This window comes from Pseudomonas sp. SWRI99 (genome assembly GCF_014270125.1).
GTDB lineage: Bacteria > Pseudomonadota > Gammaproteobacteria > Pseudomonadales > Pseudomonadaceae > Aquipseudomonas > Aquipseudomonas hamedanensis.
Genome location: NZ_JABWQR010000018.1, coordinates 32,474 through 45,039, shown reverse-complemented (window position 1 = coordinate 45,039; position 12,566 = coordinate 32,474). Strand labels below are relative to the sequence as shown.

The 12,566-nt window shown below is 60.1% G+C and carries 11 protein-coding genes; 1 reads left to right on the top strand and 10 read right to left on the bottom strand.

The window, feature by feature from the left end:
• Nucleotides 1-8: 8 nt before the first annotated feature.
• Nucleotides 9-1,076: a phosphotransferase family protein gene (locus HU743_RS16065; RefSeq protein WP_186649704.1), complete on the bottom strand. Its 1,068-nt coding sequence runs from the start codon at nt 1,074-1,076 to the stop codon at nt 9-11.
• Between the two features lie 190 nt (nt 1,077-1,266).
• Between HU743_RS16065 and HU743_RS16060 the strand changes: the two genes are divergently transcribed.
• Nucleotides 1,267-1,662, top strand: coding sequence for a DUF4280 domain-containing protein (locus HU743_RS16060; protein ID WP_186649702.1), 396 nt, complete (start codon nt 1,267-1,269; stop codon nt 1,660-1,662).
• A gap of 115 nt (nt 1,663-1,777) precedes the next feature.
• Here HU743_RS16060 and HU743_RS16055 read toward each other — a convergent pair whose 3' ends face one another.
• The 9 genes from HU743_RS16055 to tssE all read right to left on the bottom strand — a co-directional run bounded on the left by HU743_RS16055 (nt 1,778) and on the right by tssE (nt 12,565).
• On the bottom strand, nt 1,778-2,320 hold the full coding sequence (locus HU743_RS16055) for a toxin-antitoxin system YwqK family antitoxin (RefSeq protein ID WP_186649700.1): 543 nt from the start codon (nt 2,318-2,320) through the stop codon (nt 1,778-1,780).
• Between the two features lie 12 nt (nt 2,321-2,332).
• Nucleotides 2,333-4,342: a type VI secretion system tip protein VgrG gene (gene tssI, locus HU743_RS16050; RefSeq protein ID WP_186649698.1), complete on the bottom strand. Its 2,010-nt coding sequence runs from the start codon at nt 4,340-4,342 to the stop codon at nt 2,333-2,335.
• Between the two features lie 605 nt (nt 4,343-4,947).
• Nucleotides 4,948-5,601 (bottom strand): hypothetical protein, encoded by a 654-nt coding sequence (locus HU743_RS16040; RefSeq protein WP_186649694.1) that lies wholly within the window; start codon nt 5,599-5,601, stop codon nt 4,948-4,950.
• A gap of 14 nt (nt 5,602-5,615) precedes the next feature.
• Nucleotides 5,616-6,179 (bottom strand): hypothetical protein, encoded by a 564-nt coding sequence (locus tag HU743_RS16035; RefSeq protein ID WP_186649692.1) that lies wholly within the window; start codon nt 6,177-6,179, stop codon nt 5,616-5,618.
• Nucleotides 6,180-6,243: 64 nt separating this feature from the next.
• Complete coding sequence (locus HU743_RS16030) at nt 6,244-6,756, bottom strand: hypothetical protein (protein ID WP_186649690.1); 513 nt, start codon at nt 6,754-6,756, stop codon at nt 6,244-6,246.
• A gap of 57 nt (nt 6,757-6,813) precedes the next feature.
• Entirely contained in the window at nt 6,814-9,354 is a 2,541-nt protein-coding gene (tssH, locus tag HU743_RS16025; RefSeq protein WP_186649688.1) for a type VI secretion system ATPase TssH, read from the bottom strand.
• 1 nt (nt 9,355) lies between these two features.
• A complete protein-coding gene (tssG, locus tag HU743_RS16020) occupies nt 9,356-10,381 on the bottom strand; it encodes a type VI secretion system baseplate subunit TssG (RefSeq protein ID WP_186649685.1) in 1,026 nt (341 codons plus the stop codon).
• The gene (tssF, locus tag HU743_RS16015) at nt 10,345-12,138 is read right to left on the bottom strand and encodes a type VI secretion system baseplate subunit TssF (protein WP_186649683.1); all 1,794 of its coding nucleotides are present in this window, start codon (nt 12,136-12,138) and stop codon (nt 10,345-10,347) included. Before tssF ends, tssG begins: the two co-directional genes overlap by 37 nt.
• On the bottom strand, nt 12,122-12,565 hold the full coding sequence (gene tssE, locus HU743_RS16010) for a type VI secretion system baseplate subunit TssE (protein WP_186649681.1): 444 nt from the start codon (nt 12,563-12,565) through the stop codon (nt 12,122-12,124). Before tssE ends, tssF begins: the two co-directional genes overlap by 17 nt.
• Between the last annotated feature and the right edge of the window lies 1 nt (nt 12,566).

Genomic DNA, 12,566 nt, shown 5'->3' with positions numbered 1-12,566 from the left:
GGCCTGGGTCAGAGGCTCGATTTCGAAATGACCTGCAAGCTCATCTGCTCGAGCAGTTTGTTCATGTGAATGAACTGCGCGAAGCGTTTGTCCTGGGTCTGGCCATGGTAGAAGCGGTAGTAGATCTGCTGCACGATGCCGGCCAGACGGAACAGGCCGTAGGTGTAGTAGAAGTCGAAATTGTCGATCTGGATGCCCGAGCGCTCGGCGTAGTAATCGACGAATTCACGGCGGGTCAGCATGCCCGGTGCGTGGCTCGGCTGGCGGCGCATCAGTTGCACCGGCGCCGGGTCGTCGGCCTGGATCCAGTAGGCGAGGGTGTTGCCCAGGTCCATCAGCGGGTCGCCGAGGGTGGTCAGTTCCCAGTCGAGTACGCCGATGATTTGCATCGGGTTGTCCGGGTCGAGGATGACGTTATCGAAGCGGTAATCGTTGTGGACGATGCTTGAGGTCGGGTGGTCGGCCGGCATTTTGTCGTTGAGCCAGGCTTTGACTTTCTCCCAGTGCGGGGCGTCCGGGGTCAGGGCTTTTTCGTAGCGTTCGCTCCAGCCTTTGATCTGGCGGGCGACGTAGCCTTCAGGCTTGCCGAGGTCGCCGAGGCCGCAGGCGTTGTAGTCAACGCGGTGCAGTTCGACGAAACGGTCGATGAAGCTTTTGCACAGCGCTTCGGTTTTTGCCGAATCGAGGCCCAGTTCCGGTGGCAGTTCGGCGCGCAGGATAATGCCGTTGACGCGTTCCATCACGTAGAACTCGGCGCCAATCACGGCTTCGTCGGTGCAATGCACGTAGGCTTTCGGGCAGTAGGGAAAGCCGTCACGCAATTGATTGAGGATGCGGAATTCACGGCCCATGTCGTGGGCCGATTTGGCCTTGTGGCCGAACGGTGGGCGGCGCAGGACAAACTCCTGCTGCGGGTATTCGAGCAGGTAGGTCAGGTTCGACGCACCGCCGGGAAACTGGCTGATTGCAGGTGTGCCGGTCAGGCCCGGAATATGCGCCTTGAGGTACGGATCGATCAGGCTGGCATCGAGTTCTTCGCCGGAGCGGATACGGGTGGACTGGTCAGTAAGCGCCATGCTTATCCCTTCTGCTTATTTTGGAGGCCAGACATCATTGGCTAATCTAATGGCGCGCTCGGTCGCTCACAAGCGCGGGCAGGTCTTATAGGTTAGCGTGTTGCCGAATAATCACCTGTGGGAATGTGCACAACGGGGCGCAGCCGACTAAGGTTCAGCAGGTATGCCGTGTCCAACAGGGAGAGTGCAAATGGGCTGCCCGCAAGTCTGTTCCAGCGCCACCTTGCAATGCAGCTTCGGCGCTGCGCCGTCGATGCTCAACGTGTTGCCGGTCAATCGCACCCTGACGGGCGGGATGCCAGCGGCGAACATCATGGATCACATCCCGCTGGTCAACATCCTGCCGTTCGGCGTGTGCATGAGCATGGCCAATCCGATGGTGGCGGCCGCCACCGCGGCGGCGCTCGGCGTGCTGACGCCGATGCCGTGCATTCCGGCGACGGCGACGCCGTGGATCCCAGGGGGCGCGCCGACGCTGTTGCTCGGCGGGATGCCGGCGATCGATGCCAACAGCACATTGATGTGCAACTGGGCGGGGGTGATCAAGATTGTGATGCCGGGGCAGATGCAGATGCTGATTCCCTGAGATCCGAGTTGAGTGTGCCGGCCCCTTCGCGGGCAAGCCCGCTCCCACATTGGAATGCGATCAACTGTGGGAGCGGGCTTGCTCGCGAAAGGCCAGTGCTGCCAATAGAAAACCTTCAGGCCTGCTGCGGATCCGCCCACCGCCGATACCACCAGCGCACCCGCGAAATCGGCTTGCCATCCGCCCCCAACGGTCGGCCATCTTCGGCAAAGCCCTGTTCCGGCTCCAGCAATTGCCCATTCATATAGCGTGCTTCCACCGCCGGCTTACCGTTGGGATGAAAGCGCTGATAACGTCCCTCACGCACGCCATCGCGGTAAATCTCGGCCTCGGCCACTTGTCCGTCGGCAAAATAATTGAACGCCTCGCCATGCAACAAGCCACGCCGATAGCTCGCCTTGCGCTGCAGAAAACCCTCAGGCGCGTAAAAACTGGCAATGCCTTGAAGCTTGTCGTGCACAAATGGCATTTGCGCCGACACCTTGCCATTGGGGTAATAGAGAACAGTCATGCCCTGCAGTTGACCCGCGCTGTAATTCAGGTCGGCCTGTTTGCGCCCGTCATCCTTGATGCTCAACGGCCCCTCAAGCTGCCCGTCGTGCAAGCGGCCCTTGAGTTGCTTGTCATCCTGCTGCAGATCCAGCGGTGTGATCGCCATTGCCTTTCCTTGTCAGTTGACCTGCACCAGTCCGCCCTTGATCGTCAGCATGCCGCCGCCATCGACGGTCTGCGAGGCCGCGCCCTTGTTGGTCAGTCTGATCCCGGCGTCATTGGTCAGTGTGGTGCCGGCCTTGTTATCCAGCGAAGTACCGGCCTGATTGGTCAAGGCAGTGCCGGCCTTGTGGGTGATCGAAGTACTGGCCGACGTCGCCAGATCGGCACCACTCTTGATCGTGAAACTGCCGCCGCTCTGCAAGGTGAGGGTGCCGCTGACCTTGATGGTCAGGTTGCCATCCACCGTCAGGCTGTAATCGCCGGTGACCTTGTCGGTGTAATTGCCGCCGGTGCTGTGGTTCTGGTCGGCGCCGACTTTCACCGTGCGAGTGTCCTTCACATCGAGGTTGTCGCTGCCGGTCTGGATGGTCACGCTGCGTTTGCCTTTCTCCAGCGTCACGGTTTCGTCGCCGTCCTTCACCGTGCGCGTGCGTGCGTTTTGTACGGTGAGGGTTTCGTCATGGCCGACTGTAGCGGTGGTGTCGTTGAGCACGTTGATCTTCAGGTCTTTCTGCGCCTGCAGGAACACCTCTTCAGCATCTTTCTTGTCCTCGAAACGCAGTTCATTGAACCCACCGCCGCCCTTGGATGATTGCGTCTTGATCCCCGACTGCGTCTGATTGGCCGGCAACGCGTAGGGCAGGGCGTTGTCACCGTTGTAGACGCACCCGGTGACCAGCGGACGATCCGGATCGCCATCGATAAACGTCACGATGACTTCCTGGCCGATGCGCGGAATGAACTGCATGCCGAAGCCTTTGCCACTCCACGGCAACACCACGCGCACCCAGCAGGAACTGGTTTCGTCATTTTTGCCGTCGCGATCCCATGGGAACTGCAGCTTGATACGGCCGTATTCGTCGGTCCAGATTTCTTCGCCGGACTTGCCGACGACGATGGCGGTTTGTGGGTGCATGCGCGGTTTCGGTGTGACCCGTTGCGGACGAAACGGCGTGGCCTTGGGGATGGCTTCGAAGCGATTGCGATAGCTCTCGTGGCTCGCGTCATGGGTGACCCGCGTCACCATCCAGTCGATGTTCAGGCTCGCATCGTCGTGGCCGTCGAGGCTGAACCAGTGCCCCGGAATCAGCCAGCGACAGTCGCTCTCGCCAACAAAGCGTTTCTCTTCACTGCGCAAGCCGTCGACCCGTTGCTTGCTCAGCGCATCGCCGCGCGCCTTGGCGTAGTAGCCGCCCGGATGCTCATAAATCGAGCGCGGCCCGGCCACCGCTTCGGCCTGGGCATAGAGCGAAGTGGATGGCGTGGTGAACTCGTAATCCGTCGCTCGATAGACGCCGGCGACCGCCTGCAAGCACACCTGCCCGGAGCGAATGCCATGCAACTCGCGCTCGCCCATTTGCTGCCCCAGGTACTTGACCTTCGGCCCATTGGGGATCGGCACGAACGCGTCGTTGCTGTCGCCGAGCACCAGTGTGTGCTTGCCGTCGGCGTGGGTGAAAAACCAGAAGATGCCTTCTTCTTCCAGCAGCCGCGAGACGAAGGCGAAGTCGGTTTCACCGTACTGCACGCAGTATTCGCGTGGGGTGTAGCTGCCGGTCAGCGAGAGCTTGAAGTCGGTGAAGCCGTGGGCCTTGAAGATCGTGGTGACGATGTCCGAGGTGGCGAGGTTCTGGAACACGCGGTTGTTGCTCGCCAGGGTCAGCCACCAGAGCCAGGGTCTTAATACAAGCTGATAGCGCTCGGCGGTGGCGTCGGCGGGCAGTTGACGGATTTCCGCGACCAGGGCGTCGAACGGGCGCAGTTGCGCGTCGTTGTGAAAAGTCGTTGTGACGTGGGTGGCGATGGCGCCGGGTAGCGTGAGGGACGCACCGTCGTTGAGGCCGTTGAGGGTTTGCATGCCCAGCGTGTTCAATGCCTCGTCCCCGGACAGCGATTCAGGATAAAGGGCCGACAGCGAGTGAGCGGTGAGGGAGAGGGGGGTGTTGCTGTCAGTGGAGCGGGGCATTGTGAGTCCTCACGCCGGATGCTTACGAAAAGCCGAGCCAACAAGTGCTTGTCTTCAAGGGGCTATCCACAGTTTCCCGTGCATATCTTTTTCGCGGTTGAGCGAGTGGTACGTTGGGTGGGCGCTCTAAGATTCAACGCTTCATACATATTGAGTGCTCTGTCGACTCTGTCGCCAAGGCTGTCGTAATGGGGGGCTTCGGCAGCTACAAATGCGGCTTGCATAGACGCTAAGGCGTCAGCCGCGCTAACGCCATGAATGTACATCAAGTACACAGCGACACAGATGACGGATCGCGTTCGTCCATGGTTGCAATGGATAACGATAGGAAGGTGGCGCGTTCTATAGGTTTCCATTTCTTGCGCAAAATTCTCCAGCCTGTTTTTGAGGGCGTTGTCCATGTCGTATTCGCCCCCATATATGTTTTCTAGCTGAACGTTGAATATATGTACGAGGTTGCCGTCGAATTGTTTTGCCCCGTTTTCGGAGGAAAGAAAAATTGTCCAGCCGTCGAGACCGACAAAAGGAACGTGGCCGGGATTTCCCCCTTTGCCTAATGGGGTTGCTCTGCACATTTTGTTGCCCTCTTATCAAGAAAGTGTAAATCAGTCATCGAATTGGCCCAGTGCATAAGGCACTCGGTCTTTCACCTGCCATGCATCAGCGTTGACCCGGATGATTGCCGATCCGTAAACGTGCCAATACGCGCCTCTTTTGATGCAGATGACGGTGTGTTCATATCCGCCCGTGTTGTCCTTGTCCGGACCGAAATAACGCCGGCAACGCTCCTGAGTTGTGTTGTCAGGGCCTGAATAGTCATTGTTGGTCACGCGGATCTTTTGTGCGCCCACGACCAGGCCACCCATGGAGTTGCCATCGGAATCATGAAAAAAACGATTGCCCGTGGCAGTGGCGTGAACCGAGAGCGCGCAGCCGTTCATGGGATAGGTCACCACCAGGGTGCCATCGGGTTGGCCGCTGGGTACGTCGCAATAACGTGCTTCTCCCTGATTGAACGGGATGTACCAGTCCGGTCCGCCGGCTACCACGTCGATCCGGTAGATACTTGACTGGTTGTAACGTGTGCAAGTCAGCGTGCACGCGCCTCCGACCGCGTCGCGGAGGGCATCGCCGCGTACGATGAACCCCCAGGCACTGATCGCGACACCAGGCTGATTGCGTAGCAAAGCGAGTACTTCGTTACCGGGTTTCATGATCGGCATGTCCATGTCTTGATCGGGGGCGATGGCGATGTACAACAGAAAGATTTTTTCTATATTCCTTTTTGCTCTTCTTCTGCGACGGCCGCCGCCGCGCTCTCTTTGTTCTTTTTGTAAAAAATCAAAGTTTCAAGCTTGGTGTCTCGTTCAAGGGCAGAGGTATGCGAAGGGTAGTGGAGGAGTATTTTCTGGCCCATTTCATAGATCCACTGGTCAGGCGCCCCTGTTGGAGAATAGTTATTTTCCAAGGCTGTACTGGCAAAAGAGTTTTTTGCCAGGATGTATTTGTTTTTTTTGTTACCCGTGATCAGGACGATTCCGCCTACCTTTAAACAGCGGTCGGTGTCTGCGTCGATTAACGAAAAACCATGCGGGGACACACCGATGATCAGGTCCAGGCTTTTGGGCGTGAGGGTCGAATAGAAATTGGCAGAATGGCTGTAGTTGAAGCGAGGCTCTGGTTCACTCACCATTCCGGCAAATATCCCAAGCATCACCCCGTCCAGTACATTTTTTACTGAAGTCAGTGGGTCATAATTCAGAACTTCGCACTCTACGGAGAAATCATCCGCTGCCATCGGCAGTAAGCCAGCTGCTACATTAAGTACCTTCTTCATGTCGCCTCCCTTGAATCGATCCGTTTCGGCTTGTCCGTGCGAACGCGGGCCGTTGAACTCAGAACTATTTTTTTGCAGGTTCCGGGATTCCGAAATAAGGACACCACCGTACCGGGCCCCAGACAGTAATCTTGTGCGTTTGGCCAATTCGACTGTGGTAGGGCGAATTGGGGTTTTCCGCGTTATTTCCTGCGACGCCCAATCCACCGTTCTTGATGATGCAAAATGCATGGCCGACAGAACTCGGGCTTTCATTGAACCCGTTGATACCGGTGTTGACCGCCAGATATCGACCGTCGAGGTCTTTTGCCATCAACGTCTTGAGCTCTCCCCACGGTTTGTCGCTGTATATCTTCTTCATGCGAAGGTGGTCGGCAATCGATTCAACAATCGTGTCGTTCTCGAGTTTTCTGGCCGATTCGATCCAGCCCTTCTGTAAAAAGAAATTGATAGCAGCGTGTGCATTGATTCCCAGCACTTTGGAAAATGACATGGCCACGCAGTTTTTATCTTCCGCCAACCTGTCCTTTGGGGTTTTGTTGTCCAGGTCGTCAATTTGAAAAGGGTTATAAGGCATTGGCTCACTCCGGTTCTTTGACAAAGGTTGGCGTTCCCGCCGAGTAGGCAAGGGGGGTTATTCCAACACCCACTCCGCCAACTTCCCCGTCACCTGCGTCATCAACACGTTCTCGACATCCCGCGCACCCGCTGCGCTGCATTTGGCGAGCACAGCTTTGACGATGCCCGCATCGAACTCGAACGGCTTGCCGGTCGCGGCCTTGTAGCGACCGCGCAGTTTTTCCAGTTTCGCCAGCACGATTGCTTCCAGCGTCGCCTCATCCAGCGGTCGATACGCGACCACGGTCATGCGTGCCAGAAACGCCGGGCGGAAGGCTTGCAGGAGGACGTTGTGCAGCGCTTCGTTGAACGCATCGCAGCCGAGTTGTGCGGCGGGCGTGTCGAGCAGCAATTCAGCGCCGACGTTGCTCGTGGCGAGCATCACGGTGTTCTTGAAATCCACCACCAACCCGGTGCCGTCCTCCATCAAGCCTTTGTCGAACACGTTGTAGAACGCTTCGAGAACATCCGGGTGGGCCTTCTCGATTTCATCCAGCAACACCACCGAATACGGTTTGCGCCGAACCGCTTCGGTCAGCACGCCGCCACTGCCGTAACCGACATAACCGGGCGGGGCGCCCTTGAGCTGGCTGACGGTGTGGGCTTCCTGGTACTCGGAAAGATTGATGCTGATCAGGTTGCGTTCGCCGCCATACAAGGCGTCGGTCAGCGCATAGGCGGTTTCGGTTTTGCCGACGCCGGTGGGGCCGACCAGCAGGAACACGCCGACCGGTTTTTGCGGGTCGGTCAGTCCGGCGCGATAAGCCTGTAAACGCTGGGCGATGGTGTTAAGCGCAGTGCTTTGCCCCATCACCCGTTGGCCCATGCGCTGACCGAGTGTGCGGACGGCGTGGGCTTCGTCAGCGAGCATTTTACCGACGGGGATGCCGGTCCAGCCTGCGATGACAGCGGCGACGGTTTTGGTGTCGACTTGTTCAGGCACCAGCGGATCGTCCTGGCGGATGGCATCCAGTCCAGCTTCAAGACGCAGCAGCTCGCCAGCCAGATGATCGATACGACTGTCGGTGGCCTCATCGGGTTTGTCGCTGTCGGCGCGTTCGCTCAAAGCCAGCAGTTCGCGCCGAGTGTCGAGCAGTTCGCGCACGGCCACGCGCTCTTCGCTCCAGCGGGTTTCCAGTTCGCGGATCGCTTGCACATTGGTTTTCGATTCATCTTCCAGCAGGGTGATGCGTTCCCTGTGATCCAGGCCGGTAGCCTGTTCACGGCGCAGGCGCTCGACCTCATCCTTGAGGCTGCTCTGCCGGTGGCGCAGGCTTTCCAGCGGTGGCGGCACGTCGTGCTGGCCGAGGGCGACGCGGGCGCACGCAGTGTCGAGGACGCTGATGGCTTTGTCCGGCAATTGGCGGCCAGAGATGTAGCGATGCGAAAGCTTCACCGCCTCGTGAATCGCGGCGTCGAGCACTTGCACGCCGTGGTGCTGTTCGAGTTTGGCAGCGACACCGCGGAGCATTTCCACGGCAGTGATTTCGTCCGGCTCTTCAACCTGCACCAGCTGGAAACGACGGGCGAGGGCCGGGTCTTTCTCGAAATATTTTTTGTACTCCATCCAGGTCGTGGCAGCGAGGGTGCGCAACTCGCCACGGGCCAGCGCCGGTTTCAACAGGTTGGCCGCATCACTGCCGCCCTCGGCACCACCCGCGCCAATCAGCGTGTGGGCTTCGTCGATAAACAGGATGATCGGTTTGTCGGCACTGCGCACCGCGTCGATCACGCCTTTCAAACGCTGCTCGAATTCACCTTTGACCCCGGCGCCGGCCTGCAACAAGCCGAGGTCGAGCACGCGCAGGCTGACTTCTTGCAACGACGGCGGCACGTCGCCCGCTGCAATACGCAAAGCCAGGCCCTCGACGACGGCGGTTTTGCCAACGCCGGGTGCGCCTACCAGAATCGGATTGTTCTGCCGGCGACGAAGAAGAATGTCGATGCACTGACGGATCTCTCCGTCGCGACCAACAATTGGATCGATGCGTCCGGCGTGGGCATCCGCTGTCAGGTCCTGAGTGTATTGATCCAGCACCGAGTCTTGCCGTGGCGCATTATTGCCAGACGACACAGAGCGTGGGCCGACATGCTCGCGCGAGTTTTCCGTCCACTCCAACAGGTTGGTGCGCAGGGCTTCCTTGGGGATACGCAGCAACGACGACGCACTGTTGAGCAGCAGACTGCGACGCTCATCTCGATCAAGCAGCGCCAGTAACAGCAGCCCCGAGCGGATGTTGTCGATGCCGAGCACACTGGCCTGTACCACCGCATCCTCCAGCAATCCCAGCGTGTGTGACGAGAGCGCTGGCGTGCGCGTGCTGCCAGCTTTGAACAGATCCAGTGCCTTGTTGATTTCCGCCGTCAGTGCATCCCGCTCAAGGCCAAAACGCGGCAGTAGAAAAGCGAAATCTCCCCCCTCGATGTCGAGTAACTCCAGCAGCAAATGTTCGATTTCGACAAAGTGATGGCCGCGTTGCAAACACCGTTGCGCGGCGCGTTCGAGGGCACGGCGGTTGTCCGGGTTGAGGCGTCCGATCAGGCTGGCCAGTTCCATTTCAGGCGATCTCCAGCTGACGAAGACGGGTTTCAATGGTTTGCACCGCGAGGCTGGCCTGGCGTTGCAAGCCGCCGTTCCAGCTCAGCAGCGCCGGGGCTTGGCGCGCCAGTTTTATCGGCCCGGCACCGCGCACCAGCAGCACCAGCTTCACGTCCAGGTCCGGGCCGAAATACAGCGCTGCAAGACTGGCCAATGCCGGGTGCATTTCGCCGTCTGGCAGAAAGCGTCCGGCTTGCGCCGAGGACAGAGGGCCGAGGGTCAGGCGAATCCCGGCGTGTTCATCCCACACCCGAGTACCGGCGACCGCGCTGCGACCGAGTTGCAGATTGCGTCCACCCGCTTTCATGACGCTGCGGCTGGCGGCTGGAATTTCTCGCCAGGCACCTTCATAGGCGCTCAGTTCCACGGGCACGGAAAATTGCTCACGGACAATCGCCGCGAACCCGGCCAGTGAGCGGCGGCCATCGGCGTAAAGCGCCGTGCACGCCAGAACAGCGCAGTCAGGAATCGCCTGGCGCTCCTGCAGCGATTTGGGCAGCAACCCGGTCAGCGCACGCAATTGCGCCTGCACCGGCGAAGCACCCGGCATGACGAATCCGAGGGCGATGCGGTGTTTGCGCATCACCTTGTACAGCAGACTCAGGAGGCGATGCTGGAACAGGTCAAGGAACTCGGCCGGCGCGTGATCCTTGGCCCGCGCCCGTTGTTGCAGCCATTCCTGATAGGCGTAGGGCAGGGGGCCGTCCGGGCCGCCCAGCCCGAACACTGGCGTGTCGAGGGTCAACGGTTGGCCCGGCTCCTCGCGCAGGGCTTCGATCTGGCTGGCGGCAAACATCGGCGTCAATGGCCCGCGCAGTTTCACCGCTTCGGCCTGAGGCGCAGTACCGCTGCCGAGCGAATCGGCTTGCGGCTGTTCCCGCTCCAGCAGTAACAACGCCTGCAACAACTCGAACGCCTGCGGATCGCGGCGCAGGCGTTGGCTCAGGGTCAGAGTGACAGGGGCATGCCGGCTTGGGGTTGCCATGCCTTGACCTCCTTGTCGGACTGCATCAGGACTGTGCGCACAAAGCGATTGGCCGTGGCGTACACCGAAAAGAACTGCGCCAGCACCGCGGAAAACAGCACGGCGCTGCTGCCGACAAAATGCTGTGGATCAAGTTGCAACTGCACCTCAAGCCCATTACGCCAGCCGCGCCAGGCATCGGCGCCGACATGGCCGATCACGCGTTCGCAACTGAGGCTCAGCAAGCCTTCGATCTGCCGTAGCGCGCTGGCCTCATCGCGCAGGTTGTGCAGCAGCAAAATCTCTTTCAGGGCATCCAGCGCCTGCGGACCTTCAACCAGCGACAGGTGATTGAGGGTCAGTTGCGACACCAGCCGCCAGCGGGAATCGCCGTCCAGGCGCGGCAGACTCTGCGGGCTCGGCGGGTTGCGCAAACGCGCCCACGCGACCGGGCCTGGGCGTTCGAAACCCAGCGGGGTGCCCGCCGGCAAACTCTGCGCGAGATGCCGGTTGGTGCAGAGCAGTTCTGCGGTGAGGCTGTAATCGGGTAGATCGGTTTGCGGCTCGAAACGGGTGTCGACCACGCTGACCAGCAAGTCGCTGCCCAGCCGGTTGGGTGTCATGCCGCTGACGCGCCGCGCATGCCAGTAACGCTGTTGATCGCCGCCGCTGTGCTGACTGCCGTAGTAGGCGGGCAGCCTTTGCACGCCAGCACTGGAGCTTGAGCGCATGCCGCGAATGCTATGAATTTCGACGCTGTTTTCGCGGTGGCTGTCGGCGATCAAGCGGTATTCGCTGCGGGTGCCGTCAGGACGCAACGGCTCCGATGTGCGTGGAAACAGATTGATCACCGGTGCGCAACCGAGGGCAATGTCACTGGCCTGTAAATGCAGGCGACTGCCGGGAGCGCGGTCAAACACGATGTACAGGTACAGCGTCTGACTGTCGCTGGTGACACCGCTCAGCGGCAGGTCGAAAAAATGAAATTTATCCGGGAAGGCAAAGTATTCGGCGAGCAGGCGCATGCCCGGGTGCACGCCATCCTCATCGGGTAGCAGCACTTCGTCGTCGCTGAAGCCGACGATTTTCGGCAAGCCTTTTACCGTTACCGGCACACTGCCCGGCGACCCTGCCAGCACTTGCACAGCGTGCGCGCCGAGCAGGTCATACAGGCAGGCATTGATTACCGGCGAGGCTGCCAAATGAATGCGCAGTTGTTCGATGGCAAGGGTTGACCATTGGCTGTCGCCCAGGCAACGCAAACTCAGGCGCAATGCTGAGCGCGACTGCGCCACACCGGTCAGGGCCTGTGCTTCGTCGCTGCCCAGCAGCAACGCTTCGCTGACCTCTATGGGCCACAGATTCACTGCCGCCGAGGTGCGAAAGTGGATGCTCTGGCCCTTGTCGGTGGTGACGAACAGCGGTGTGTCGCGGGGCAGCGGATAACCGCCATCAAGGTTGCCCTTGCTCGGGTCCGGCTCGAACTGGACGATGGCGCACGATGGCAGCGGACGCATCGCCAAGGGATAAAGCTGTTCAAGCAGCGCATCGCTGAACTCGGCGTAATCGTCATCCAGGCGCCGTTGCAGACGCGCCGCCAGCAGCGCAAAACCTTCGAGCAAACGCTCGACATGCGGGTCGGGGCATTCGCCGGGTGACAGTTCCAGGCGCCGCGCGACTTTCGGATAGCGCTCGGCGAATTGACTGCCGGCATGGCGCAGCCAGGTCAGTTCGCGTTGGTAATAATCGAGCAGTTGCGGGTCAATCGAGTCGCTCATGGCGCACCTCCAGCCCTTGACCGCCGGGCTCGATGACAAACGCTACCGGCCAGTGTTGCTGACCGCTGCGCAACTCGCCGAGCAGGCGAATGCTCATGCGTTGCGGCTGATCGGGCAGGGGGTTGACCTGAACTTCGGCGAGCTTCAGACGCGGTTCGAACCAGGTGATGGCTTCGCGAATATCGCGCGCCAGGCGACGACGGTCATCGCTGCGCTCTTGTTGCAAAGCGCTCCAGTCAGCGATGCCGTAGTCGATCACGCTGGGTGGCTGGGTCAGTGTGCGCGGGCCACGCCGGGTGTTAAACAGGCGCCCGAGCTCGGCGTGTACCGAGTCGAGCAAGTCCTGCCGGTCGAACGTCCGTACGTCGTCGGCCTCGCGCGAAGCGAGGCGTTCGAACAGCGGGGGGAGCATGCCGGTGCCTGCCATG